The sequence below is a fragment of the Rhizobium chutanense genome (genome assembly GCF_002531935.1).
GTDB lineage: Bacteria > Pseudomonadota > Alphaproteobacteria > Rhizobiales > Rhizobiaceae > Rhizobium > Rhizobium chutanense.
Window position 1 is genome coordinate 60559 of record NZ_NWSV01000015.1, and the last position, 25061, is coordinate 85619.

The 25061-nt window shown below is 60.1% G+C and carries 21 protein-coding genes; 10 read left to right on the plus strand and 11 right to left on the minus strand.

The window, feature by feature from the left end; genetic code table 11:
- Positions 1-330: 330 nt before the first annotated feature.
- Together CO666_RS21020 and CO666_RS21025 are read right to left on the minus strand one after the other, a co-directional pair.
- A complete protein-coding gene (locus CO666_RS21020) occupies positions 331-2457 on the minus strand; it encodes a right-handed parallel beta-helix repeat-containing protein (protein ID WP_097614131.1) in 2127 nt (708 codons plus the stop codon).
- Positions 2454-3773: an O-antigen ligase family protein gene (locus CO666_RS21025; protein ID WP_097614132.1), complete on the minus strand. Its 1320-nt coding sequence runs from the start codon at positions 3771-3773 to the stop codon at positions 2454-2456. Before CO666_RS21025 ends, CO666_RS21020 begins: the two co-directional genes overlap by 4 nt.
- Positions 3774-4294: 521 nt before the next feature.
- Here CO666_RS21025 and CO666_RS21030 point away from each other — a divergent pair.
- The 5 genes from CO666_RS21030 to fcl are packed head-to-tail and all read left to right on the plus strand — an operon-like array spanning position 4295 to position 10851.
- On the plus strand, positions 4295-5245 hold the full coding sequence (locus CO666_RS21030; protein ID WP_097614133.1) for a glycosyltransferase family 2 protein: 951 nt from the start codon (positions 4295-4297) through the stop codon (positions 5243-5245).
- Positions 5242-6342: a glycosyltransferase family 4 protein gene (locus CO666_RS21035; protein WP_097614134.1), complete on the plus strand. Its 1101-nt coding sequence runs from the start codon at positions 5242-5244 to the stop codon at positions 6340-6342. Before CO666_RS21030 ends, CO666_RS21035 begins: the two co-directional genes overlap by 4 nt.
- The gene (locus tag CO666_RS21040) at positions 6336-7478 is read left to right on the plus strand and encodes a glycosyltransferase family 4 protein (RefSeq protein ID WP_097614135.1); all 1143 of its coding nucleotides are present in this window, start codon (positions 6336-6338) and stop codon (positions 7476-7478) included. Before CO666_RS21035 ends, CO666_RS21040 begins: the two co-directional genes overlap by 7 nt.
- The gene (locus CO666_RS21045; protein ID WP_097614136.1) at positions 7475-9754 is read left to right on the plus strand and encodes a GumC family protein; all 2280 of its coding nucleotides are present in this window, start codon (positions 7475-7477) and stop codon (positions 9752-9754) included. The genes CO666_RS21040 and CO666_RS21045 overlap by 4 nt, the downstream gene beginning before the upstream one ends.
- Positions 9755-9780: 26 nt before the next feature.
- Positions 9781-10851, plus strand: coding sequence for a GDP-L-fucose synthase (gene fcl / locus CO666_RS21050; RefSeq protein ID WP_097614137.1), 1071 nt, complete (start codon positions 9781-9783; stop codon positions 10849-10851).
- Positions 10852-11213: 362 nt separating this feature from the next.
- On the opposite strand, the gene CO666_RS21055 is transcribed toward fcl, so the two are convergent.
- The 3 genes from CO666_RS21055 to CO666_RS21065 all read right to left on the minus strand — a co-directional run bounded on the left by CO666_RS21055 (position 11214) and on the right by CO666_RS21065 (position 13249).
- A complete protein-coding gene (locus CO666_RS21055; protein ID WP_097614138.1) occupies positions 11214-11534 on the minus strand; it encodes a hypothetical protein in 321 nt (106 codons plus the stop codon).
- A 185-nt stretch (positions 11535-11719) separates the two neighbouring features.
- The gene (locus CO666_RS21060; protein ID WP_085740625.1) at positions 11720-11977 is read right to left on the minus strand and encodes a hypothetical protein; all 258 of its coding nucleotides are present in this window, start codon (positions 11975-11977) and stop codon (positions 11720-11722) included.
- A 129-nt stretch (positions 11978-12106) separates the two neighbouring features.
- The gene (locus tag CO666_RS21065; RefSeq protein WP_097614188.1) at positions 12107-13249 is read right to left on the minus strand and encodes a helix-turn-helix transcriptional regulator; all 1143 of its coding nucleotides are present in this window, start codon (positions 13247-13249) and stop codon (positions 12107-12109) included.
- Positions 13250-13906: 657 nt separating this feature from the next.
- Here CO666_RS21065 and CO666_RS21070 point away from each other — a divergent pair.
- Positions 13907-14107: a hypothetical protein gene (locus CO666_RS21070; protein WP_097614139.1), complete on the plus strand. Its 201-nt coding sequence runs from the start codon at positions 13907-13909 to the stop codon at positions 14105-14107.
- A 149-nt stretch (positions 14108-14256) separates the two neighbouring features.
- Here the strand turns inward: CO666_RS21070 and CO666_RS21075 are convergent, their stop codons facing one another.
- The 6 genes from CO666_RS21075 to CO666_RS21100 all read right to left on the minus strand — a co-directional run bounded on the left by CO666_RS21075 (position 14257) and on the right by CO666_RS21100 (position 20986).
- Positions 14257-15969, minus strand: a complete 1713-nt coding sequence (locus tag CO666_RS21075; RefSeq protein ID WP_097614189.1) for a glycoside hydrolase family protein — start codon at positions 15967-15969, stop codon at positions 14257-14259.
- 4 nt (positions 15970-15973) lie between these two features.
- The gene (locus CO666_RS21080; protein WP_097614140.1) at positions 15974-16867 is read right to left on the minus strand and encodes a carbohydrate ABC transporter permease; all 894 of its coding nucleotides are present in this window, start codon (positions 16865-16867) and stop codon (positions 15974-15976) included.
- Complete coding sequence (locus CO666_RS21085) at positions 16860-17801, minus strand: carbohydrate ABC transporter permease (protein ID WP_097614141.1); 942 nt, start codon at positions 17799-17801, stop codon at positions 16860-16862. Before CO666_RS21085 ends, CO666_RS21080 begins: the two co-directional genes overlap by 8 nt.
- Before the next feature lie 80 nt (positions 17802-17881).
- On the minus strand, positions 17882-19174 hold the full coding sequence (locus CO666_RS21090; RefSeq protein ID WP_097614142.1) for an ABC transporter substrate-binding protein: 1293 nt from the start codon (positions 19172-19174) through the stop codon (positions 17882-17884).
- Positions 19175-19210: 36 nt separating this feature from the next.
- Entirely contained in the window at positions 19211-20215 is a 1005-nt protein-coding gene (locus tag CO666_RS21095) for a LacI family DNA-binding transcriptional regulator (RefSeq protein ID WP_097614143.1), read from the minus strand.
- Between the two features lie 66 nt (positions 20216-20281).
- Positions 20282-20986, minus strand: coding sequence for a transcriptional regulator NanR (locus CO666_RS21100; protein ID WP_097614144.1), 705 nt, complete (start codon positions 20984-20986; stop codon positions 20282-20284).
- Positions 20987-21164: 178 nt separating this feature from the next.
- Between CO666_RS21100 and oiaX the strand changes: the two genes are divergently transcribed.
- Genes oiaX through derI form a run of 4 tightly spaced genes read left to right on the plus strand, consistent with a single transcriptional unit; the run spans position 21165 to position 25025 of the window.
- The gene (oiaX, locus tag CO666_RS21105; protein ID WP_097614145.1) at positions 21165-22421 is read left to right on the plus strand and encodes a 3-oxo-isoapionate-4-phosphate decarboxylase OiaX; all 1257 of its coding nucleotides are present in this window, start codon (positions 21165-21167) and stop codon (positions 22419-22421) included.
- A 5-nt stretch (positions 22422-22426) separates the two neighbouring features.
- Positions 22427-23764, plus strand: coding sequence for a four-carbon acid sugar kinase family protein (locus CO666_RS21110; RefSeq protein WP_097614190.1), 1338 nt, complete (start codon positions 22427-22429; stop codon positions 23762-23764).
- A complete protein-coding gene (locus CO666_RS21115; RefSeq protein ID WP_097614146.1) occupies positions 23764-24567 on the plus strand; it encodes a triose-phosphate isomerase in 804 nt (267 codons plus the stop codon). Before CO666_RS21110 ends, CO666_RS21115 begins: the two co-directional genes overlap by 1 nt.
- A complete protein-coding gene (derI, locus tag CO666_RS21120; protein WP_097614147.1) occupies positions 24564-25025 on the plus strand; it encodes a D-erythrulose-4-phosphate isomerase in 462 nt (153 codons plus the stop codon). The genes CO666_RS21115 and derI overlap by 4 nt, the downstream gene beginning before the upstream one ends.
- Positions 25026-25061 lie beyond the last annotated feature (36 nt).

Below are 25061 nucleotides of genomic sequence, written 5' to 3' on the forward strand. Positions count from 1 at the left end.
TATTCGAAGTAAGTCTATGTACCCCCACGGCCTGCCGCTTTGCTCTTTTTTGATGGCAGCTGTCGCGAAACAGCGGTTTTAAACCTCGCTCAGCTGCAGAGGATATTCGCTTTCACGCCACGTCTTTCGCAGCGGGCGTCGCCAGATTTCTGACGCTCAAAAGGCGTTCACCTTGACGCGATCGATCATTCGACGGATCGGCACGCGTCGACCGCGTCGACCGCGTCACAGCGCCACACATAGCTGTATGGGGTTATGCCTGCGAGCCTGTCACAGGATGCGAGCTGGGCAGGAGTTGGCAGAGAAAGTTGCTCGTCGCGGCGGCTTTTGTTACTCGGACGGTGCGACGACGCTTCCGGTGTCCGCCCCAGCCTTCTGAAGATCCCCTAGACTGCCAAACTCTCCCGAATACATGATCTTCGGATCTATTCGGAAGCTCTTGTCGTTCAAGTTGCCGCTGTAGCGGTTGCGCGCGAACTGAGCGTATCCAGGCCCGTGGTCCGGAGCGTTGACATAGGCGACAGGGCCGCTGTCACTGTCAACCGATACGACATTTTCCTCGATCCGATTAGGGCGCGCCCATGGCGGGTGCCACCCCCTGCCGGTGCCATCGTCAACGCGAAAAGCTGCGCCCGAACCATGGGTGATGACGTTTCCCGCCACCAGGTTGCTCCAACCGCCGTTGATACCGATCGCGGCGACATTGCCCGAAAGCGTATTTCCCTCGATACGCACTCCGCTTGCCTTCCCATCCGTATAGATCGCCCAGCTGATGGGAGATGGCCATTCGCTGGTATTTTCATATCCGGGAGGCCAGAACGTCCCATCCGCCCTGTTCATCAGATGACCGGTCCCGGTCACGAGATTGGAGCGGATGGTGCTGTTCAGCGGGTCGCCCTGCTCGCCCATCATCTTGATGGCACCGCCATCGGCCGTCTGCTGATTGGCGTTATGGATCACGTTGTGCTCGATGACGGCGTTGTAGACGGCGTCGTTGGAACCCCACAGCGAACCGCCTGATATCCCGAACTGCGCCGTGTTTTCGATCAGGTTGTCGGCAATCCTGACATTGTCAGCCGCCTGGAACCATATTCCAGCGGTTTCAATGTAAACCTTTCCGACGTCGTGGATATGGTTTGAAAGGATCCTGGCGCCGTTCGATTTAAGGAACGTGCCATAATTTGTACCGACGTAAATGCCGTTGCCGGCCACATCCGCAATCACATTGCCGGCGATCAGCGCATCCTTGCTTTCCGTCACATGGACGCCGACACCGACATTTTCGATGCTGTTGCCGAGGATCTTGACGCCATCGGCGTGTTCGATCCGTATGGCGCCAAATCCCCTGGTTTCCGTATAGAACTTGCCGCTGCCGTCAGGCGCTCCATCCCTCAACTCGAGCCCCGAGACGACCATCCCATTGGCCCCATCCAGTTTGAGGAATGTCGGCAGAATGCCGGCAGCGACGACGGAATTGGGCAACGACTGATCGACAGGAATATACTGAAGCTGACCCGCGGCAGCGTCATACCACCACTCTCCGGGAGCATCGAGAAAGGCTTTGGCTCCGATAAGGAAATAGCGGCTGCCTTCTGCGGTAAAGAAATAGCCTGTGCCTTGCGTATGGACAGTCCGGCCGGCGCCATCGATGGATACAACTGGGAGCGTATCGTTGCCCCACTGGCTTCCCGGTTGAAACCCTCCAACGATGTCTGCGACCAGTCCACTTGTATCATCCACCGCTGGAAGGTCGCCGGCATGGAAACAAAAGCGCGTGTTTCCTTCCGACATGTCGATGGCAGGCTCGCACTTTGCGGCAAACAACCATCCCTTGCGCGGATCGCCATCAGCGGGAGCATTGGGAAATCGAGCCCGAGTTTGGCGTATCCCGTTGACGAAAAGGTCGCCGACCCCTTTATCCGGCGGCAATTTCAGCGGCGCCGCCCAGCGACCATCGGTCTGCTGCGCCCAGTTGGCCACGCGCAGGCCCCCGTGCAAAATCGGCGTTTCATTGCATCTCGCCGTGAGGATCAGCCCCGCATCGCGGGAGTCGAAGACGATCGGCTGTGTAAGGTAGTAATCGCCTTTACCCAACGCGATCGTGTTGGCGCCGCCCTTCTCACGGGCAGCGTCTCGGGCTCTTTCAATGCTGGCGAAAGGGCCGTCGCCGCCCGGCGGATTTGCGCTCGGAAGGAGGCCGCTCCAGCTGTCTTTGCCTTCGGGAGAAACGTAGAATATCGTTCGTGCCCCGGTGCTGCTGCTCAATACGTCGCTTAAGGAAGTCCCATCCAACTTGGCTGACGACGTCGCGGAAGCTTCCGCGCAAGTCGCCTCCCTGACGAGCATCTGCAAGCGCTCGGGCGCGTCTATCTCCGTCCCGAGCGGAGCCGGATCGCCGGACTGGGGAAAGAGCATGACAGGCAAAATGACCAGCATCAGTCGAGAACGCCGGCTCATGATATCTGCAACCCGCTTGTCAAGCCATGCGAGGGGGCCTGCCGAGGTTGCGAATGGCTGATAGAAACGACGGGCGCGTACAGCGAAAACATGATGATGGCCGCGGTAAACAGGATGAAGATGGCATCATTCTGAACGAAAAAAATGCTCTCTGTCAGGTTCATCACCAATATCATGATCGTCAGGACATTGAGCCACAGCCACCCGTACTGCGTATCGTGACAGTGAAGGCTCGCGCCCTGGCGGATCGCGTGGGGAAGCATCAGAACAAAGGGGATCATTCCCACTACTCCGAAGCTTAACAAGATATCGCGATATCCATTATGCGCGTGGGGTGCCGCCCATCCGATCTTCAACCACATATGCGTCGCTTCCGGGTTCATGGTTGTCCAGAAAGCCTGGTAGCCATAGCCAAGCAACCAACGATCGGATATCTCGCGATCAACCAGCTCCCACAAAGGCACCCGACCCGTCAAAGTCGCGTCCTTGCCGAGCGCTTCAAGGGCCGGAACCAGGAATTCGTGAAGCGAAATCAGGATGCCGAGAGACAGCTGAACGAAAAACAGGACGATGACGACGCGGCCGATGCTGCTGCTTCTTTGCAGCAGAGTATAAAAGCCGATCAGGCAGTACGCCACCGAGGTTGCAATGATCGCCGTCATCGATCCGGAGCTTGCAAGGCAGACCATGCCCGCAGCCCACAAGCAGAACGCGGTTCGCCGCAGGCCGAGCGTCCCGTCGAGCAGCATGGCCGTCGCGACCAGGATCATCAGAGAGGCGTACCAACCCAGGACGTTCTTGTGAATGAAGACGCCCCGCATAGCGCCATCCGGCATCGTGGCAAGGCTTGGTGAGACCACGGAGATAACCACGCTGAGGACGATGCTGGTTCCCAGGGTCACGAATAACAGGAATAGGAGTTGCCTTGGCGTGAAACGTATCGCCAGCACATAGGAAAGAAGCACGCAGAACAAGAGGCCGATTGCGCGTCTCAATGTCGTAGAAGGTCCTATCGACCACAGCGTAGACAAAAATGGCAGCACAAGGATCAGCGGAACAATCAGATTTCGCCTGAGCGCCGTTAGAAATTGCGGAAAATTGCGTATCAGGATCACGATCGTAAATGCATAGATAGGAAAGCAAGGAAGCCGCAGGATAGATTTGGCGGATTCGCTGAGCGTTCCGTCCGCGTCTGCCAGGAGAAGCGGCAGAAGGGCGCCTGCCTGAAGAAAAAGGGATATGCCGGCGCCCCAGCATTCGATGGCCCGCCAACTGATGGTCGGCCCGCTGGCGGTTCTGAGGCTATCTACTCTCATTATCCGTCCCGACTGAATTGAACAGCCAAGCGGCTGTCGATCGCGGCAATCAGAAAAGGGTGTCGGCCTCTGTGGTTGCGCTGCTTTCAAGCAATCATTCAGCCACATCCGCAGTCAATCTATCCTAGGGAAGGCCGGGCTACGTCCAATGCACCCTGGCTCCACCTAAAGACGATGTTGCGCCTAAGCTTTCGGCCGGTCTTTACCCAAAAGACGGGCCTTCATTCCGCGGGATTGCCCTTAAGAGCAGATGTTGCGCGTGTCCGTTCACCGGTACCGTGCCGATGAATGTCTTGTGAAGCGTGGTGGGTAAACCGCGGTTCTACTGGAATGGGGCAACAATTCTGGCAGAGGTGATCTCTGCAGTCGAAGCCTGGAAGGTTAGGATTGCTATGTTTCTGCGTCATGATCCTAGTTCTCTATGCAACACCACGGGCGCTCTTCTCGTGAAGGTCGACCTCTCAAGCAACTTTGCACTGCCATACGGCGGTGCATTGCGGCAATCCGCCTGAGAGCGCGTCATGGAGCGGCCGGCCGTCAGTGTCCTCATCAACAATTACAACTACGCTCGCTTCGTTGGGCGGGCGATAGAAAGCGTGCTGAGTCAAGACGCTGGCAATGTCGAGATAATCGTCGTCGATGACGGTTCTACCGACCAGTCACGGTCTGTTCTGGAAGCGTATGACAGTCGAGTAAAGGTGATCTTTCAGGAGAACGCAGGACAGGCGGCTGCAATCAATACCGCTGTGGCATCGAGCACGGGCGAGATCCTCTGTTTTCTGGATGCCGACGACTGGTGGGCGCCGGGCAAGCTGTCGGCGATTGCCGCAGCGTTCCGCGCAAACCCCCAAGCATCGCTGGTTTATCACCGACTGCAGCCGACGCTTGTCGATGGCACGCCGACGTCCAAGCCGATCCCCCGAACCCTGTGTTCGGGCGCTTTGTCGCCGCTCCTCACCAGGTCGGCCGGCTGGTGGCCTTTTCCGATGACGTCAGCCGTTGCGGTACGACGCAGCGCATGGAATTTTGCGGGCAACATTCCCGAACAATTCCGCATATCGGCCGACGCCTGGCTCGTGGGAATCTATCCGTTTCTGGGGGACGTCGTTGCCATGCCGGATCCACTTGGATTCTATCGCATCCACAACAACAACTGGTATCGATCGACTGAGGACGCCGCGACGCTGCGAAGGCGGATGACGCACTGGCAGCATACCGTTGAAGCAACGAACCTGTTTCTCTCAGCCCATGAAATGTCGGCAAGACTACATCTGACGGATCATCATCCCTATCGCATCGCCTCGGCAAAGCTCAAGGGAGCCGATGTGCGCACCCGGTTCAAGCTCGCCGTCGAAGGTCTCTTCTTTGCCGGCGAACCGAACCTGCTCAGGCGGACGCGCGATAGTTTGCGCTCGGCACGCGGCCTGTCACGGTTCGGTCTGGACGTCGGCTTGTCGGAGGCGGCGAAATGAAGGCGCTGCTGTTGGTTTCCGAACTGGAAGACTATACCATCTCCTTCGCCAGCGGCGTTGCCCAACACCTCGACGTTGTGCTTGCCGTGCCGCGCCGGCGCTATGCACACCTCGCCTCTTCCATCGATCCGGCTGTCGACCTGCACCTTCTGGACTGGCCGAGACACCGATCTCTTTCCAATCCCTGGTTTCTGTACGAGCTTACGCGTCTGATCCGGCGGGAACGGCCGAACCTCATTCACCTCCTCAGCAATTCCACGCTTTGGCTGAACCTCGCCGTGCCGTTCTGGCGCCCGATCCCGCTCGTGACGACCGTTCATGATGTGGAAATCCACCCCGGCGATTCCGATACGCGTACGCTGCCCGTCTGGGCCCCCGAATTGATGGTGAAGCAATCCGGACATCTTGTCGTCCATGGCGAAGGACTGAAGCGGCTGGTCCTCGATCGATACTCGAAAACGCCGGACTGTGTCCATGTCCTGTCGCATCCCTCCATCCTTCGCTATGCGGAACTCGCCCGGCGACAGAAGATGGCGGCGCGTCAAGCGGATGGAACTGTACGCGTCCTGCTTTTCGGACGGATTTTTGCCTATAAGGGACTGGAACATCTGGTCCGGGCCGAGGCGATCCTCAAGGACGTGCTTCCCAACCTGCGCATCACGGTCGCGGGCCGTGGCGACAATCCGCTGGTATTCCAGTCGCTTATGGGGGATGCCGGCCGCTACGACATTCGCAATCGTTTTATCGAGGATGCGGAAGTCGCCCAGCTTTTCCTGGACGCCGATATCGTCGTGCTTCCCTATACGGAAGCATCGCAAAGCGGTGTGCTCAACCTTGCGGCCGCATTTGGCAAACCGGTCATCGTCACGGATGTCGGCGAGTTGCGGAGCACCGTTGAGCCCAACGGGTTGGGAATGGTGGTTCCTCCCGGCAATGTCAAAGAGCTCGCGGCAGCGATCAGGACATTGGCAGACAATAGCGGGCTTAGAAACAATTTCGGTGCCAATGCGCTCGCATGGGCCAGAGGGCCGAATTCGCCCGAACGGGTCGGCGCCCAGGCAGCAGCCGTTTATCGGGAGGTGGTCGGATCATGCTGATGGAGGCCTTCACGGACGGACGTCGAATGGCAGCACGGAGCGCGGCGAGCGTTCGCCACTATGTACCGGGCGGCTGCGAGAACGGCGGCGGCATCGGCAGGCTGGTCGGCTATATAACGGAGACGGCGAAAGAGACCGGCACGAAACATTTCGTCACCGATACCAGAGGGGTTTGCTGGTCCAAGCTGACCTCACCCCTACGCCTGCTCGGTGCCATCCTGACGATGGCAAGGGACCGGATCGTTGCGCCGGACCGCATTCACCATATCCATATCGCCGGCCGCGGCAGCACCTCCCGAAAACTGATCCTGACGGCGGCTGCCCGCTTGATGGGCTGCTGCCACATATTGCACCTGCACGACTACGATTACGCCGGCGATTTTGCGCAACGCTCGCCACGCCAACAGCGACTTATTCGCCGGATGTTTCAGAACGCCGATTGCGTTGTGGCGCTGGGCCAGCGCGACCGCGCGACGCTGACGACGCTTTTGGGTGTCGACGAGCGCCGCACGGTCGTTGCCCATAATTGCGTCCCCGATCCCGGGGCACACGATATTCGCGGCGGCCAGACGCCGTTGATCGTATTCCTCGGCCGGTTGAGCGAGCGCAAGGGCGTCACGGAGCTTCTATCGGCTCTGAGCCATCCGGTCATGAAAGAACTCCAGTGGCGGGCAGTGCTGGCAGGCGACGGACCCGTCGAGGATTATCGCCGTCAGGCTGAAGCCATGGCGCTTTCAGGCCTGGTCGAGATGCCGGGCTGGCTTGACGCCGCTGAGGCCCGAGCCCTGTGTGCGCGTGCCGATATACTGGTCTTGCCGTCGCATGCCGAAGGTCTGGCAATGGCCGTGCTCGAAGGGCTGTCCCACGGGCTTGCCGTCGTCACCACGCGTGTCGGGGCGCATGACGAAGTCATTACCGACGGTGAAACCGGGATCTTCGTCCCAGTCGGAGACCAGGATGCTCTGGCTGCAGCTCTGGCGAAGCTGGTGTCCGATCCGGAAATCTGCATCCGCCTCTCGGTCCAGGGGCGCGCGCATTATCTCAACCATTTCAGCATGAGGGCCTATATGCGGTCGCTTGAGAGCCTTTACGAAACCGTTTCCGCGAAACCTCAAGCAATGGTTGGCGCACGATGACGATTTCCACTCTTCCGCCGGACCGCAACCTTCCAATCTCGCCGATGCGATATGATCCCCGCTTCCAGGTAGAGACCAAGGCGGACAATTTCGATCTGGCATCCGCCTTCCGTCTCCTCCGGCGAAGAATGATCATGATCATCACGATAACCGGGCTGCTGATGGTGCCCGCGGTGATTATGATCTCGGGGTTGAAGCCCGCCTATCAGGCTTGGGCTCGACTGATTATCCACCAGCCTCTCGCAACATCACTTGGTGCGGACGATAGCAGCCACAGTGATCTGCTTGACGTGAAATCGGAAACCGAGCGGCTTCTTTCCAGAGGCATCGCAGAGCGCGTGGTCCGCGAATTGCGGCTTGACCTGCGGCCCGAATTCAATCCCGCGCTGCGCAAGGTTTCATTCGTTGAAACGATCCGCGCGAAGTTGCGCGGCCTGTTCGACAAGGAAAAAACCACCCCACCGGAGCGGGGCAGCATCGCCGCCATCATCCCGGAATATTACAGCGCGCTCGGCGTGTGGCACGAAGACAAGAGTGACGTTATCCAGATCAGCTTCACTGCGAATGATCCTGCGCTCGCAGCCGCGGTTCCGAACCGGGTCATCAGCATTTATCTCGACGAGCGGAAGGACAGTGTCCGTGGCCGCCTGGATGCGGCGGAAAAATGGATCCGACAGCGCATCACCGAACAGCAGGGTCGCACGGATATTGCGCGCGACGCTGCCCGCAACTATCAAGAATCGATGGACGTCGTCTCGAAAGAGGACGCTCAGGATGAACGGATCAAGTCGTTCTTGGAACTCACGGGCCGCGAAGGGAAAATCGAAGAAAGCCGGGTTGAGGTAAAAGCGACGATTTCCACGCTGGAGGCCACGGATAACGCGTCGGTCGCTGTGCAGAATATCGTCGTCCCCGACAGCATTGCCACAAAGCAACGCGATCTTCGCGGACAGGAGCAGGATCTCGCCCGTCTCCTCGAGACATATGACGGTAATGCGCAGGCCGTGGTGGATTTACGTGGGGAAATCGAACAATCCCGTGCCGATCTCAACCTTGCGACCAAGCAATATCTCCAAACAATGCGCGCCAAGCTCGCAGCACTTGATCATGAAGCCGATGCAATACAGGCCAGCTTGGCTGATGCTCATGAAAAACGCACACGCGATGCCCTGTTGCAAACCGAATTGACGCGACTGCAACATGTCGCCGACAAGGAACAAACGGCACTCGACAAGCTTGAGGACCAGCGACGTGACCTCGCCGCGAAGGCCATGCTGCCCGGGGCGGAACTGGAAGTTTTCTCGCCGGCTTCGGTGCCGCTCGCGTCACAGGGACGTGGACGGCTTTTCTATCTGGTGGGCGCGCTCCTGGCTGCAATCTCCGGCGCCGTAACGGCTGCTTTCGTGATCGAAATGTGGGACCGGACGGTCCGCAGCTTCGATCAGATAGCTGGAATGGCACGCACGATACCGGCTGGACTTATCCCGCGTCTGACGCAGAGGGAAAATTCGAAAACGATGTTCGAGCATATGCCGGTTCCGATGTTCGACGAAGCAATCCGTACCGTGGTGCTTTCACTCAAGCAGTCCAACGGCGGCAAGTTGCCGAACAGTATCGTCGTTACCTCCGCTCACAGCGGAGACGGCAAGTCGCTTGTCGCGCGATCGCTGGCCATCGAACTTGCGGCCGCCGCAATTCCGGTGCTGCTGGTTGACGGCGACCTTAGACGGGGAAGGCTCGATTCGTTTTTCCGCTCGGAGCTAACGCACGGATTGAACGAATTCCTGAATGGTCAGGCCGATATCCGCGACATCGTGTACCGCCACCCCAGCGGTATCCACTTCATTCCATCGGGTAAATCCAGTTTCCAGCGGCGTATCCGCTCGAATGGCCTGGCAGAAATCATCGAGATGGCAGGCGCGGCCGGCCAGATTGTCATCTTCGACAGCGCACCTGTGCTCGTCTCAACAGATACAGTGCATTTGACTGCGCTGGCGGAAAGAACACTGGCAGTTGTCAGATGGGGAAAGACGAGCCGCCGTGCGGTCGAGTTCAGTCTGCAGCAAATGAAAAGCTCGCGAAATTCGGAAATCCTTGTCGCGATCAACAATGTAAATCCCAGTAAGCATGCGCTGTACAACTTCGGTGACTCGGAGATGTTTTCGAAATCTCTGATGAAGTACTACAATTCAGATCAAGAATACATCAAGAATAATGGTAAGCGCTCAGTTCTTGAAATTGTCCGAACCATGCAGAACCACTTTCTTCTGCATTAGTATTCGAGTTGGAGGGTGATTTGCCGATGCCTGAGATGATCTACAGCCTTGCCGGAAAAAGGGTCTATGTTGCGGGCCACCGCGGCATGGTGGGCTCTGCGATCGTGCGGCGTCTTGCTTCCGAGGGCTGCGAGATTTTGACGGCCACCCGCGCCGAGGTCGATCTCAGACGGCAGGAGCAGGTGGAAGTCTGGATGAGCAGAAATCGTCCCGACGCTGTCTTCCTGGCGGCTGCGAGGGTCGGCGGTATTCTCGCAAACGCGACCTACCCGGCCGACTTCCTTTACGACAACTTGATTCTCCAAGCGAACGTCATCCACGCAGCCCATAGGGCTGGCGTCGAAAAACTGATGTTTCTGGGCTCGTCCTGCATCTATCCGAAATTCGCCGATCAGCCGATCGTCGAGGACTCGCTGCTGAGTGGATCGCTCGAGCCCACGAATGAATGGTATGCAATCGCCAAAATTGCCGGATTGAAGCTCTGCCAAGCCTATCGCAAACAGCATCGCAGGGATTTCATCTCGGCCATGCCCACCAATCTTTATGGTCCCGAGGACAATTTTGACCTTGGGTCAAGCCATGTCATGCCGGCGCTGATCCGCAAGGCGCATGAGGCCAAGATCAACCGGCAGCAAGAGATATGCATCTGGGGTACCGGCACGCCGCGGCGCGAATTCCTGCATGTTGACGATTGTGCCGACGCCTGCCTCCATCTCATGAAGACCTATTCTGCGGAAAGTCATGTGAACGTAGGGTCTGGCGAAGACATTACCATCCTCGAACTGACACGCCTTGTCTGCGATGTAGTCGGTTTCGAAGGCGAGATCACGCATGACCTCACCAAGCCGGACGGCACACCACGCAAACTCTTGAGCGTCGATAAGCTTCGCACTCTCGGCTGGTCTCCCAAGGTCGGTCTGCGCGAGGGTATCGCAGACGCCTACCGCTCCTTCCTCGATGGGCACTATCTCGAACGCAGCAACAGGGCCGTGTCAGGCGATTTGATCGGTCAAAGCGACATCGGTTTCGAGAGAGCCAAGGCCTCGGCGCTGCACGCGCCCACGCTTTCTGCAGCCGCACAACATCCCTCGCCATAGCGAACTCGAGCGAGGGATAAAGAATGGTTTGTCTCGGGGGGGACGCATATGCTGGGGCCAGTCGAAATCAGGATCGCGGCGCTCGTTTTCGTCATAGCCGTGTGGGTGATCATTATCGGCACGGCAATGAATTTATTCGCAGTCGAGATGCCGACATCGCTTGTCGCGCTGTTAGGCAGGTAATCCACATTGATTGGCTCTGCAGGTTGGACCGTCGGGTACAATCGCTGCGGTGAAGTCGACGGGCGCGGCCGCACCATTGTGCGAATTGCTACCCTTCCTGAAGCAGAAGTTCAGTTTCTCCTCGCAGAATGCGATCGGCAAAAAACCCCGCCGAAGCGGGGTTTTGCTGATAAGGCCGATCAGTTGTTATGGGCCGCACAGGCCTCATCCATCGGCGTGGCGTTGCTCGTGCCGCCCTGCGTCTGGAGGTTGGCGGAATTGTCGACCGGATTGGGGCACTTGGTCTTATCCATTTTCATCGTGCCGCTCTTGGTCGAGCCGGTCGTGGTGGTATCCATGGTCATCGGCTTCTTGGCTTTCGTGTCGCTGCTCGCGCCACCGCCTTGGTCGGCCTGGTTCTTGTCGATCGTGGCGCCGGCCGGTGCCGGATTGGATTGAGCGAAAGCTGACGTCGCCATGCCGATAGCGAAAAGCGAAGCTGCTACGAGTTGCATACGCATCTGGGTGTCCTCCTTGGGATCTTTGCGTGCTTGGCCTATCCACAACCTCGCCGGCAGATCATTGTTCCGCTGCCGCCTGCAAATGCGCTCCATTGCTCGGAAGCCGTGGGATCAAAGACCGAGTTGCCAGATTTCGGCGGCTGCGGCCTCCGCATAGACCTAGTGTCCGCCGACAAGATTGGCCTCTAAAGTGCATTCCTGATCGGAAACATGTCTTCGCCGTAATGGTGAAGCCTCGTGTGGTGCCTTCGGCATAACCACCGTACCTTTAAAGGCTCGTCATATCGATCATGATGGGCATCGACCGCTTCGACCCCGCAAACTTCGCAGGTTTGCTTTTCCAGTTCGCCTGCCTTGACTGCTCGCTGCACGGCTAGGTGAGCATCATATTTGCCGGGATTGGCACGACGCCAATTCGCTTGGCGGGTATCGGTTTTCAGCATCGCTGCATCCTGCCTCATATCAGTCTGTGCTCTCGTCGGAGAGATACCTGTATCACGACTTCGGGGGGGCTGGCTTCTGGGAGGGCGTCGAGTTCAACCGCTTGGCGTGCCGCTGACAGTAACACCGCATCAACGTGCGAGCGTCAGCCAATCGCCGATCGTTGTCCCAAAACGCTGGAGGGAACGTGTTGCGGGGATGGCGGGGCGCTCAGTTGCTATGGTCTTTCTGACTTCACGCGGGCTGAGCCCGAATTCATGGCTGAACGCGCGCGTAAAATTGGCTGCAACATCGAAGCCGGCGGCCTCGGCAATCTCCGAGATCGGCCTGTTGTCGGTCGGGTTGGTAAGATCCGCATATGCCTGCAGCAATCGACGTTTGCGAATGTAGTTAAAGACACCCCCGCTCGTTTCGAACAATTGGTAGAGCCGCGTCCGCGAGATGCCCAGCGCACGGCACATGACGTCAGCCGTCAAGCTATCTGAATGAAGATTGAGGTGAATATAGCGATGCGCCCGCTCCATCAGCCCCATATTGGTCTGTTCCTGACCGCGATCCGAACTTGCGGATGATGCAGCGCATGCAACGACCATATCGCCAATAGTCCGTATGATCCGCGGCACCTCCGCCACCGTCAAATTGCCGAGGTTCGCTTCCAGGCCGTCGATATAGCTGACGAGCAATTCGGCGAGGCCGCCGGCGATGGCGATGTTGTGGGCGTTTTGCAGAAGACTCGCATCACGGGTCAACAATTCATAGGGCAGGAAGATGAGCACCTCGGCTGAATCGGTCATCCGCCCACGGTAAGGATAACCTAGAGACCTGAAAAATATCTCCCCCGGACCGGTCTCCGTTACATGGCGATTGGCCTCGGTCCAGGCCCGGCCGCTGCGAAGTACGCCGACGTTCCAGTGATCGATTGGGCTCGATCGCAGCATGGCCTGATCGCGAATATAGCTGCATGCCTGCGCGCGCTGCTGGACGAGGAGGATATCGCCGAGATGCCAGCCGGTCTGTTCGGCGAGAAAACCGTCGTCCTCTGTTCGTCCGTCCGGCAAATGAACATCCACAAGCGGCGCCATATGTGATCGCCAGGACTGGAATTGTTCTTTCGGCGACAGGTCTCGTGTCGAAAATCGCAAGGGCACCAAAGCAGGTGGAACGTCCACCCGATGTTCTTTCTGCGTGGACGGTTCGCGCGGCCAGCGCCGCCGCTCCAGGTGGGCCGGCCATTCCCGTCCAGCCGCAGGGTCATCTCCAGACTCCGTAACCATCCAATTCCCCAGCGCATAAGCCGATCCGGGCTGTCGAAACAGCAAAAAAATCAGTTTCGCGGCTGAAACGTCCGCGCGCACCATCCGATAAAACAGAATCGACTGAAGTCTTACGTGCATAAGCTATTTATCATATTCCTTTGCGAGCAGAAATGGACGGACCGATAATTTTCGGGATGCGGCGATAACGACAATTGCGTCCTGTTCCTGTATCTAAATGAGCAAGGGTTAGTTCCAAGGACGTTCGGAAAGCCCAAATACTCACTTGCCAGTGCAATGCCGTTTCAAGGCACTCTCAAGTGAGACGACAATAATTCACAACAAAATATGCAAGCAGAGGAGGATAGGTCGTGAACTATCGGAGCAATATTCGTGCGCGCTGTGCGCGAGCATCGGCTTACGACAGCAACTCTTCTCTACATAACCCTGGGGCGTCAGGAAAAATTCCTATCGCCGATCGTTCGGGGTTCCTCTGCTCACCTTCGTGCGAGACGCTCCTGAGGCCGGACATCGGCAAATAAGGACGCGAAGGGGTTGCGCGCAGGCCGAGGCCGTCTGTGTCGATGCGTAATAAGGCCGAGACTTGCACGCAACCCTTACCATATCCACCCATTGGCGAATTGACCTGCCCATTTCTATGGCAGAACGGAGGCTAAGATGACCACCGCATGTGATGAGAAACATATCGAATTGAAGCCGATTTCGGTCTGCAGACGAGAGGTCGAAGTCGCGATGGTGGAAATGCTCGTCAGTTTGCAGAAACGTGGATGGTCGGCTGCGGAATTGGCACTGGAGCTCGCAGATGCCTCCGAAGATCTCGTCATGCTGATCGCGACCAAAAGGCTCCGACCGCACTAGAAAAAGATCGCGTGGAATATGCTGCCTCTGACTGAATGAGATGGCAGCACTGCCGGCGCGCGGCGGCGATGGTGCCCGGCACGCCGTGGCGGATCGTCAGATGCCCGGGGCGGAGGCCATAGGTGGTGGCGTCCGCCGTCTTTCAGAGATTAAAGACCGAGCTGCCAGATTTCGGCGGCGAGCACATTGCCCTCGAGCGCGGTCAAACGCACCGAGCTTACGCCCGTGAAGCCGGGCAGCCGCTTGGTTCCGGTCCAGCGGCCATTGTCGGCGAAGACCTCGATCGAGCCTGCATCGAGGAATACCCGGATGGTCGATGGGCGTGCGCCGGCGGCGATATAGCGAGGTGATGTCTTGGCATTCGCTACCGAAAAGGGAATGCTCAGCCCATCGTCGTTCAACAAAACCTCGACCGCCGCCTCGGGATGTTCGAATGTCAGGCGGAACGCGTTGCCCGGCTCTTTGAGGGCGAGTGCGATTTCGACGGAGCCGTTGGCCAGATCGACGGTCCGGCCATCTACAAGGCCATGTGCATCCAGCCGGCGCTGCCGCAGGCTTTTCACACCGGCGATAGGCGGTGTGATCAGCGCCCCCTCGTGCAATGCCAGCCGGCGCGGCAGCGTCATCGCTGTGGCCATGTCGATCTCCTTGGAGACATCGGTCCAATTCGCCAGCCATGCGATGCCGACCGGGCCGTCATCGTCGACGAAGGCCTGGAAGGCGTAGGCGTCGGTGCCGAAATCCAGCTCCTGTTCGAATTCCACGGAGAAGCTGCGGCCATCGAAGCGGCCGACGGTCGCAATCGTCATGTTGCGACGGCCCGTCGCCGGGTCGCGGCTTGTGAGGAGACCGAAGATCAGGGCCCAGCGTGTTGACGGATCGTTTGCGGGACCGTCGAGAGGCACCAGGCAGGGGCACTCCGCCGCCGTCATCCCGAAGCGGTTCTCGCGATGAAGCATGCCGAGGAAGGTCCATCCCGTCGCCGCAGCGGGATCGTCCGTTTCGTAAAGCAGGATGACGCCGCCCTCGCGGTCCCGCGTGCCCAGCAGCATCTTCCATTTGCCGTCCGGACCCATGAAGACATAGGGATCGCGGAAGTCGGTCGTCAGGCCGAGCCCCGCGGGCCGCGCCGGCAGGATCAGGCTTGCCGCTTCGACGTTGACGAGATCGCGGCTGGTGGCCGTGAACTGGACCTGCTCCTCCGGTTGCCGGTCCTTCATATGCTCGGTGAAAAAGATGCGAATGCCGGTGCCATCGAGGGGGACCGCCGAGCCGGAAAATGCGCCGCCGCACCCATCCGCCCGCGCGGCGAGCTCATGCGAAGGCGGAAGAAAAATCGGAAGATGCGTCCAGTGAAGATAATCGTCCGAGACCGCGTGACCCCAATGCATGTTGTTCCACCGAAGACTATGGGGATAGTGCTGGTAGAAAAGGTGCGCCCTGCCGCCGAATCGTCCGAACCCGTTGGGATCGTTCATCCAGCCGAAAGGCGGGCGGAAATGATAGCCGCCGGCAGTCTCGGGCGCGGCATTGGAAGGCCTGACATGCAGCAGCTGGACGCCTTCTTCGAGAACGCGGGACTGACGGAAGGCATAGAGAACCGAGACCTCAGTTGTCACGGGGTCGTAGGAGAAGGCTGTTTCTCCGCCGCTTTCCAGCGTCAGCAGCCGAAATTCGAATTCATGGGGATTTGATGTTTCGACAGCACCGGCCAGATCGCCGTCGACATGGGCGGCGAGCTTTCCCGGCGCGCCGCCATGCAATGCCTTGATCCAGGCGTGGATCGTGGCTCCCGTGGGCAGGACGGCGCTGATCGTCTCCAGCCCGCCTTCGTCGGACGGAGACATCGCTTGGCTTGTCATCAATTCAACCTTTCACGGCAGAGCCGATAAAGGAACTCACGAACCAGCGCTGGAAGGCGAGGTAGAGCCCCAGGATCGGGATCATCATCAATACGGAGGCGGCCATCGCACGATCCCAGTAGATGCTGTCCTGTCCGAAGAAGGTCGCGATGGCGACGGCGATCGGGCGGGCATAATCGGTCTGGGTGACGAGGATCGGCCAGAGGTACTGGTTCCAGGTTTCGATGCCCATCAGGATCGAGACGGTCGCCAGTGCGGGCAGGCTGAGCGGCAGGAAAATCGAGCGATAGGCCCGAAAGAAGGATGCGCCGTCGATCTCGGCGGCTTCCAGCAGCTCCTTCGGCAATTGCGAGAAGAACTGGTAGAACAGGAAGATATAGAGAGGGCTCGCGACCCAGGGCACGATCTGCACCGCGAACGTATCGGCCATTCCTGCGCGCGAAACCATCATCACCAGGGGCATGATGATGCTTTCCTGCGGGATCACATAGAGGGCGATCACTACCGACAGGATGACGGCGCGGCCCCGGAGCGACCCCCAGGCGAGAACGAAGCCGGCCATCGAATTGACGATCAGGCCGGTACAGACCGTGGTGATCAGGATGATCAGCGAGTTGATGAGGTAGCGGCCGAAGGCGAGTTCGCCCGAGAGGTGGCCGACCTCCGCATAATTGGAGAGCGTCGGGTTCGAAACCCAGAAGGCCCGGAAGCTGCCCATATCGGCCAGGATCTGGAACCGGTCGTCCTTCAGGCTCGCCACGACCAGGAGCAGCAACGGGGAGACGATCACCAGGGCGATGATGAAGATGCAGGTCACCTGGATGAGGCGAAGGACCCGTGTGGCCGAGAAAGACTGCGCCGCGCGGGTTCGCGGTATCGAGAGAGCGATATCAGACATCGAAGCGCCTCAGGAGTTGGCGCTGGATCAGCGCGATGATGAGAACGATCACGAACAGGATGACGGACACGGCGGAGGCATAACCCATCTTCTGCTCTTCGAAGCCGGCGCGGACCATGTAATGCACCACTGTCTCGGTGCTGCTTTTCGGTCCGCCCTGGGTGAGGATCGCGACCTGGGTGTAGAGCTTGAACGCCTGGATGGTGGTGATCACCAGGACGAAGACATGGGTCGGCCGCAGACCTGGCATCGTCACATGCCAGAAGCGCCGGAAGGCGTTCGCCCCGTCGATCTTGGCGGCGTCATAGAGTTCATCCGGAATGCCCTGAAGGCCGGCGAGATAGACGATCATCTGGAAGCCATAGGCCTGCCAGGCCGACAGCAGGACGAGCGAGAACATCGCCCATTGCGGATCGCCGAGCCAGTCGATCGGCTGGATCGCGCCGCCGGAAATGAAGCCGAGGATCTGGTTGAACGGTCCCGTCGGATATTGAAACAGGGTGCCCCAGATGACGCAGACCACGACCATCGAGGTGATCGCCGGCAGGAAGAACATGCCGCGCAGCAGGTTGCGGAACGGCAGCTTCTGATGCAGCAGCAGCGCCGTTGCGAAAGCGAGGCCGCACTGCGCCGGAATGATCCAGAAGGTGAAGCGCGAGACGTTCCAAAGAGCGGTCCAGAAGAGATCATCCTGGAAGATGCGGATGAAATTGTTGAACCAGACGAAGCGCACGGGCGTCGGCCGCGGCACCAGCGGCTGGTTGGTCATCGCCGTCCAGAAGGACAGAAGAAACGGCAGGATCAGAAAGACGGTCAGCAGGATCACGGCCGGCGCGAGCATCGCCGCTTCCTGCATCAGGCGTCCCGTGTCATGCCGGCGCGCAGGAGCCTTTCGCACAGATGTCGACGGCGATGTCGATTGTTGTATGACCATGTCGCTCCTCCTCTCCAGACTTCAAGTGCCGGTCCCGCCTTGCGATGTGGCAAACACTCGCAAGGCGGGGCCGGTCCTCGTTACTGCTGATCACCGAACGGCGGATATCCGTCGTTGTCAGCGATGTCCTCGTCGATCTTCTTGGCGGCCGATGTGAGCGCCTCCTTGGGATCGCCGCCATTGAACACCTCGTCGACCGCCTGCATGAAGGCGGAGGTGATCGTGGGATAGGCCGGATGCGGCGGGCGCGCGACAGCCGTCTTCGACGCCTGTTCGAAGGCGATGGCCATCGGGCCGCCATCGGCATAGAGCGGAGATTCGGCGGCGAAGCTCTTCAATCCGGGGTAGCCGGACTGGCTTGCGACATAGGCCCGATACTCCTTGTCCTTCAGCAGGAAGCTGATGTACTTGGCCGCGATATCGGGATGTTTCGACGTCTTGGTGATCGCCCAGATCCAGGTGCCATCAGGGCTTGCCCCCTTCGCGCCGAATTTGGGCAGCGGCAGCACGACGATATTGTCCTTCATGGTCGCGGCAGCCTCGGCATAGACCCAGTGTCCGCCAAGCGCCAGCGCGGCCGGATTGCCTTCGGCGAAGAACTGGTTGGTTCCGGCCGACTGCGGCACGACCCAGCCGTTCTTGACCCATTTCTGCATCATGGCAAGCGCATCGACGCAGGCGTCGGTGTCGAGCGTGCCTTCGGATTTCCAGGCCTTGCGGTCGATCAGATCGCAGCCGGCCGATTGCAGGATTGGGCCATAAGCGTAAGTGATCCATTCGGTCTTGATGCCGTAGCCGCGGAAGGTGTCGATCGGCCACTTCACCCCGTCGAGCTTCGAAAGCTTCTCGAGGTAGCCCTCGAACTCCTTGCGGGTCCAGGCGTCGTCGACGGATTTCGGGATGCGGGCGCCGATCGCTTCGAGATATTTCTTGTTGCCGTAAAGAACGACCGACGAGTCCGTGAGGCCGATCGCATAGAGGTCCTTGTCGATCGGATATGTGCCCTGGGCGATGTTGGACTCCGTCATGTCGTCGAGGAGATCCTTGTCGATCAGCGGCTTGATCGGCTGAAGATATCCCGACCAGACGTAATTGGCGAGGAACGGCGCATCGAGTTCCATGACATCAGGCAATTGCTTGGCGACGACGGCGGCGCTGAACTTCTCGTTATAGGCATCGTGCGGCGCATAGATGAACTGGATGTCGACATCGGGATTGGCGGCCTCGAACCGTTCGGCCACCTTGCCATAGGCGGCGACAAAACCGGGATCGCCCTGATGCATGACCTGGATCGCGGTCTTTTCGGCGGCATGCGCGCATGTGGCGGCCAGCGCTGAAGACAGGACCAGAGACCAAAGTAAACGTTTACCCATTAGAATTCCTCCTCAATTGAATGGGCCTATTTCAATTTATACGGATGCCCGCTCCACCAGCTGGAACGGCAGTTTCTGCACTCCGACCGGGGCCCGGTCTTCGGCAAGCAGGATGTGCGCGGCCTGGCGGCCCATGGCGCGATGGGGAAGCGCCATGGTGGTCAGCGGCGGATCGAGACGCGAGGCGATCTCGACCTGGTTGTCGAAGCTCGCGACGGCGACATCATCGGGAATGGTCGCGCCCGAGCGGCGCAGGGCGGCATAGACCTCCATCGCCACGCGGTCATTGCCGCAGAGGATGGCATCGGGGCGTCGCGGACCGGTCATGATATCGTGCACATGCTGAGGCACGAGGCTGTGAGCCCGGTCGCTGTATACAGCCTTGCTGACGGCGGGCAAGACGGTGGCCCCTGCCCCGTCGATGCCGGCTTGATCGAGCGCTTGGCGAAAGCCGAGTTCGCGAAGCTCGCCGGCGAGCAATCTCGGCAGATTGATGAAGGCGATATTGCGACGGCCCGCGTCGAGAAGATAGTTGGTAATCTCGATCGCTGCGCCCGTTTCGTCGGGCACCAGGGACGTCACGCGATCGTTGGCGTCCCGGCAATTGATCATGACCCCGACCGTATCGGCAAATTCACGCGGCAGATCGATACTCTTGTGATACATGGCGGCATAGGCGATCGCTCGCGGGCGAAAACGTCGCATCTCGTCGAGGATCGACGCCACGCTGCGATGGCCGCCGAGCGTCATGGCGAACACGGCCATGTCCGCCGCGCGCACGGCGCCGTCAAGCCCTCTGATGATCTCGGTTGCAAATGGTGACGTAATGAGGTCGTCGGCGACGAGGCCGACGAGCGGCATCCAGCCCTGGCGCATGCTGCGGGCGGCGAAATTGGTGACATAACCGAGCTCTTCGGCGATCTCCTTGATCCGCTGCCGGGTTTCCTCCGACATACGTGCCGAGCCGCCATGCAGTGCACCTGACACCGTCTTGACGGAAACGCCTGCGCGGGCGGCTATATCATTGAGTGACGCGGTCATGGGTTCGCTTGGGTTATCGATTACCCAACTCGTAGCAATCATCTTTCAATGAGTCAAGCCGTGAGGCTATTTCGCGTAAAGTGCGCGCGATCGTTCGAGGTGTTTGAGAAGCGCCGTTTCCGAACCGTCCGCGTCATTGGCTTCGAGGCGGTCGACGATTTCGTCGTGTTCGGCGAGCGTGAACTTTTCCTTGCCGGTCCAGATCAGCATCTCGGTATGATATTCCTTCAGCCAGGCGAGCATCGCCTCGCTGACGGCGACGTAGATCGGATTGCCCGAGATCTGGGCGATGCGGGTGTGGAATTCCATGTCGGCGTCGATGAACTCTTCGGCGCGGCCGAGCGACAGGCGCTGGCGCTCGATGATGTCCCGGAGATCGCTAATATCGCTGGCCGAGGCGCGCTGGGCGGCCTCGCGCGCCATGCCGCGCTCGAAAAAGATGCGGGCGCTCTTCAGATGTTCCAGCGAGTCGGCCGATTGCGACAGCATGATCTTGGCGGTGAGGTCGACCTGGCGGAAGATCGACTTTGCCGTCAGCCGCAGCACCTTTGCCCGTTCGCCATGCGAAATGCTGACGAGGCCCTTGTTGGCGAGCGACTGCATGGCCTCGCGGATGGCCGGCCGGCCGACGCCGAAACGCTCCATCAGCACCCGCTCGGAGGGCATTTCGTCGCCGGGCTGAAGCTCGCCTGAGGTGATCATTCGCTCGAGTCGATCAAACACTTCGTCGGAGAGTTTCCGGCGGACGATTTGTTCGATGGGCTGGGTCATGAGATCTCGCTGGCTCAAAATGTCTTCTCCTAACAGTTTTCCGGACCAAGGACAAAGCTTGCGGGCGAAATTTGCACAGCCGAAGATTCCGCTTTTCAAAGATTGGAATACTCATTATACCAGATCACGAGTTGACGCCATGATAATCTGCCTGGCGAGAGGAGCAACCGTCCGTCCGATGATGATAAGCATGACCTACCGCATCGAAACGCCCGGCAGCGTCGAGGCGATGGCGGATAAGATCGCCAGCGACCAGTCGACCGGAACCTTCGTGCCGGTTCCCGGTGAGACCGAGGAGCTGAAGTCGCGAGTCGCTGCGCGGGTCATGGCGATCCGCCGGCTTGACGATGCCGGCCAGCCGACCTGGCCGGAAGTTGCTGCCGGCACCCGGCTCCACCGCGCCGATGTCGATATCGCCTTTCCGCTGGAGGCGATCGGCACCGATCTTTCGGCGTTGATGACCATCGCGATCGGCGGCGTCTATTCGATCAAGGGCATGACCGGCATCCGCATCGTCGACATGAAGCTGCCCGAGGCTTTCAAGTCAGCCCATCCCGGACCGCAGTTCGGCATCGCCGGAAGCCGCAGGCTCACCGGCGTCGAAGGCCGGCCGATCATCGGCACGATCGTCAAGCCGGCGCTGGGCCTGAGACCGCACGAGACGGCGGAACTGGTCGGCGAGCTGATCCAATCGGGCGTCGACTTCATCAAGGACGACGAGAAGCTGATGAGCCCGGCCTATTCGCCGCTGAAGGAGCGTGTCGCAGCGATCATGCCGCGCATTCTCGATCACGAGCAGAAGACCGGCAAGAAGGTGATGTATGCCTTCGGCATCTCGCATGCCGACCCGGACGAGATGATGCGCAACCACGACATCGTCGCGGCGGCCGGCGGCAACTGCGCCGTCGTCAACATCAACTCGATCGGCTTCGGCGGCATGAGTTTTCTGCGCAAGCGCTCCAGCCTGGTGCTGCACGCCCATCGCAACGGCTGGGACGTGCTGACGCGCGATCCGGGCGCCGGCATGGACTTCAACGTCTACCAGCAGTTCTGGCGGCTGCTCGGCGTCGACCAGTTCCAGATCAACGGCATCAGGGTGAAATATTGGGAGCCGGACGACAGCTTCGTCTCTTCCTTCAAGGCCGTCAGCGCGCCGCTCTTCGATGAGGCCGATCGGCCGCTCCCGGTCGCCGGCTCCGGCCAGTGGGGCGGACAGGCGCCGGAAACGTATCAGCGTACCGGCCGCACTGTCGATCTCCTCTATCTCTGCGGCGGCGGCATCGTCAGCCATCCCGGCGGACCGGCGGCCGGCGTTCGCGCCGTTCAGCAGGCCTGGCAGGCCGCAGTCGCCGACATTCCGCTGGAGACTTACGCCAAGGATCATCCGGAGCTTGCCGCCTCGATCGCAAAATTCAGCGACGGCAAGGGCGCGTGACCGTCATGAACGACCTTCTCGTCAGCTATTACGGCGATGATTTTACCGGCTCGACCGACGTCATGGAGGCGCTCGCTTCGCGCGGCGTCGAGACCGCGCTCTTCCTCGGCCTTCCCAAGCCGGAATTGCTCGCCCGCTTCAAACACTGCCGCGCGATCGGCATTGCCGGAACGAGCCGCAGCGAGACGCCGGCATGGATGGAACTGCATCTCGTGCCAGCCTTCGACTGGCTGCGCTCGCTCGGTGCGGCTATCTGCCATTACAAGGTTTGCTCGACCTTCGATTCCAGCCCCGGCATCGGCAATATCGGCAAGGCGATCGAAATCGGCGGCAAGATCTTCGGGCAGCCGATCGTCCCTATCATTGTCGGCGCGCCGCAACTGAAGCGCTACACGGTCTTCGGCAACCTCTTCGCCGGCTATCAGGGCCGCGTGTTCCGCATCGACCGCCATCCGGTCATGAGCCGCCATCCCGTGACCCCGATGGACGAGGCGGATCTTGGCGTCCATCTGTCGAAGCAGACTGCCCTTCCCGTCCTGCTCGCCGATCTCGTTGCGATCACGGCCGAGGATGCCGATCAGCGCATCGACGCGCTGGCGTCGAACCCGGAAGGCATCCTGCTCCTCGATGTCGATTCCGAAGCGACGCAGGCGGCCGCGGGCCGGCAGATGCTGCGGGTCGCCGGGCGGTCCGGCAGCTTCGTCGCCGGTTCGTCGGGGGTCGAATACGCCCTGCTCGACGCTTGGCGGCGGGCCGGCGTGATCGGCGAAAGCGGTGCCGTATTCCCCGATGTCGGCCCGGTCGACCGCCTCGCCGTCGTCTCCGGCAGCGTTTCGCCGACCACCGAGCGGCAGATCCGCGCCGCCGTCGACAGCGGTTTCGAGGCCGTCGCGCTCGATCCCCTCGCTCTCCTTTCGGAGAATGGCGAAGGCGCGGTGGAGGCGGCCGTGCAGGCCGGCATCGGCACGCTCAGGAAAGGCAAGAGCGTCATTCTCTATACCGCGCTCGGCCCATCGGCCGATCGCGGCGCCGATATCGACAGGTTGCCGGGCGCGCGTCACCGGCTCGGCAGCGCACTCGGCACGATTCTGCGCCGGCTGATCGAGGCGGAGGGGCTGTCGCGCGCGGTCGTCGCCGGCGGCGACACCTCGAGCCACGCGCTGCGGCAATTGAAGATCGACGCGTTAACGACGCTGTTGCCGCTGCCGCAGACGCCGGGATCGCCGCTCTGCCTCGCCCATGGCGATTACCCGCCGACCAACGGTCTGCAGATCGCCCTCAAAGGCGGCCAGGTCGGCACCGACGGCTATTTCGCGCAGATCCGTGACGGAAGGAAGAACTGATGGTCGTCTGGGTCGGCACCAGCTTCAAGATGAACAAGACCGTGGAGGAAGCGCTCGCCTTCGCGCGCCGCCTCGCCGATGCGGACCGCGAATGCGATATCCGCGTGCAGCGCTTCGTCATTCCTTCGTTTACCGCGGTGCGGGAGGTCAAGCGTGTGCTCGATGACACCTCGGTGAAGGTCGGCGCCCAGAACATGCATTGGGAGGATGCCGGCGCCTGGACCGGCGAGATTTCGCCTCCCATGCTGAAGGACTGCCGGCTCGATCTCGTCGAACTCGGCCATTCCGAGCGCCGCGAGCACTTCGGCGAAACCGACGAAACCGTCGGCCTCAAGGTATCGGCTGCGATCCGCCACGGGCTGACGCCGCTGATCTGCATCGGCGAGACCTTGCAGGAGCGCCAGGCGGGCCAAGCCGATGCCGTGCTTCGGCGGCAGGTCGAGGCCGCCTTGCGGGGCGTCGACATCGAGGCCGACGAGGTTCCGATCCTGCTTGCCTATGAGCCCATCTGGGCGATCGGCGTCAACGGTATCCCTGCCACGGCCGATTACGCGTCGGAACGGCACGGAAGGATCGCCGAGGTGGCGAGATCCATTCTCGGTCATGCGGTGCCGGTTCTCTACGGCGGCAGCGTCAATCCCGACAATTGCGAGGAACTGGTGACGCAACCGCATATCGACGGCCTGTTCATCGGCCGCTCCGCCTGGTCCGTCGACGGCTATCTCGACATTCTTCGCCGCGTCAGCGCGGCGATCGATCGCTCATCTCCACGCCAGACGGCGAGTGAAAGGAAACTGCCATGAAGATCGCAATCGGCGCCGACAGCGCCGGCAAACCGCTCCTGGATGTGATTGCCGCCCATCTCGCCGGCAAGGCGGACCTCGAAGTTCACGATCTCAGCCAGTCCGGCTTCTACGCCGATCTTTCCCAGCGTCTGGCGCAGACGATCGTCGACGGTGAACATCAGCGCGGCATCCTGTTCTGCGGCACCGGCATCGGTGTGTGCATCTCCGCAAACAAGGTGCCGGGCATCCGCGCCGCGCTGACCCATGATACTTATTCGGCGGAACGCGCGGTGAAATCGAACAATGCCCAGATCATCACGATGGGCGCGCGTGTCATCGGCCCGGAACTGGCGAAATCGATTGTCGACGTCTGGCTTGCCTCCGAATTCGACCCCGACGGCCCCTCGGCCGGCAACGTGCAGGCGATCGACCGGCTCGATGCCGAGAAACATGGCGCCGAAAAACATGGGCACTAAATGCGTAAGTGATGATATGGTGATTGACTCATCATA

What these genes read in the sequence shown, in the direction of transcription:
- oiaX (WP_097614145.1), top strand. Translation starts at nt 21,165, where the DNA reads ATGATGATAAGCATGACCTACCGCATCGAAACGCCCGGCAGCGTCGAG.
- CO666_RS21090 (WP_097614142.1), bottom strand. Translation starts at nt 19,174, where the DNA reads ATGGGTAAACGTTTACTTTGGTCTCTGGTCCTGTCTTCAGCGCTGGCC.
- CO666_RS21085 (WP_097614141.1), bottom strand. Translation starts at nt 17,801, where the DNA reads ATGGTCATACAACAATCGACATCGCCGTCGACATCTGTGCGAAAGGCT.
- fcl (WP_097614137.1), top strand. Translation starts at nt 9,781, where the DNA reads ATGCCTGAGATGATCTACAGCCTTGCCGGAAAAAGGGTCTATGTTGCG.
- derI (WP_097614147.1), top strand. Translation starts at nt 24,564, where the DNA reads ATGAAGATCGCAATCGGCGCCGACAGCGCCGGCAAACCGCTCCTGGAT.
- CO666_RS21115 (WP_097614146.1), top strand. Translation starts at nt 23,764, where the DNA reads ATGGTCGTCTGGGTCGGCACCAGCTTCAAGATGAACAAGACCGTGGAG.
- CO666_RS21075 (WP_097614189.1), bottom strand. Translation starts at nt 15,969, where the DNA reads ATGACAAGCCAAGCGATGTCTCCGTCCGACGAAGGCGGGCTGGAGACG.
- CO666_RS21100 (WP_097614144.1), bottom strand. Translation starts at nt 20,986, where the DNA reads ATGACCCAGCCCATCGAACAAATCGTCCGCCGGAAACTCTCCGACGAA.
- CO666_RS21060 (WP_085740625.1), bottom strand. Translation starts at nt 11,977, where the DNA reads ATGCTGAAAACCGATACCCGCCAAGCGAATTGGCGTCGTGCCAATCCC.
- CO666_RS21065 (WP_097614188.1), bottom strand. Translation starts at nt 13,249, where the DNA reads ATGGTTACGGAGTCTGGAGATGACCCTGCGGCTGGACGGGAATGGCCG.
- CO666_RS21035 (WP_097614134.1), top strand. Translation starts at nt 5,242, where the DNA reads ATGAAGGCGCTGCTGTTGGTTTCCGAACTGGAAGACTATACCATCTCC.
- CO666_RS21070 (WP_097614139.1), top strand. Translation starts at nt 13,907, where the DNA reads ATGACCACCGCATGTGATGAGAAACATATCGAATTGAAGCCGATTTCG.
- CO666_RS21055 (WP_097614138.1), bottom strand. Translation starts at nt 11,534, where the DNA reads ATGCGTATGCAACTCGTAGCAGCTTCGCTTTTCGCTATCGGCATGGCG.
- CO666_RS21045 (WP_097614136.1), top strand. Translation starts at nt 7,475, where the DNA reads ATGACGATTTCCACTCTTCCGCCGGACCGCAACCTTCCAATCTCGCCG.
- CO666_RS21110 (WP_097614190.1), top strand. Translation starts at nt 22,427, where the DNA reads ATGAACGACCTTCTCGTCAGCTATTACGGCGATGATTTTACCGGCTCG.
- CO666_RS21040 (WP_097614135.1), top strand. Translation starts at nt 6,336, where the DNA reads ATGCTGATGGAGGCCTTCACGGACGGACGTCGAATGGCAGCACGGAGC.
- CO666_RS21030 (WP_097614133.1), top strand. Translation starts at nt 4,295, where the DNA reads ATGGAGCGGCCGGCCGTCAGTGTCCTCATCAACAATTACAACTACGCT.
- CO666_RS21020 (WP_097614131.1), bottom strand. Translation starts at nt 2,457, where the DNA reads ATGAGCCGGCGTTCTCGACTGATGCTGGTCATTTTGCCTGTCATGCTC.
- CO666_RS21095 (WP_097614143.1), bottom strand. Translation starts at nt 20,215, where the DNA reads ATGACCGCGTCACTCAATGATATAGCCGCCCGCGCAGGCGTTTCCGTC.
- CO666_RS21025 (WP_097614132.1), bottom strand. Translation starts at nt 3,773, where the DNA reads ATGAGAGTAGATAGCCTCAGAACCGCCAGCGGGCCGACCATCAGTTGG.
- CO666_RS21080 (WP_097614140.1), bottom strand. Translation starts at nt 16,867, where the DNA reads ATGTCTGATATCGCTCTCTCGATACCGCGAACCCGCGCGGCGCAGTCT.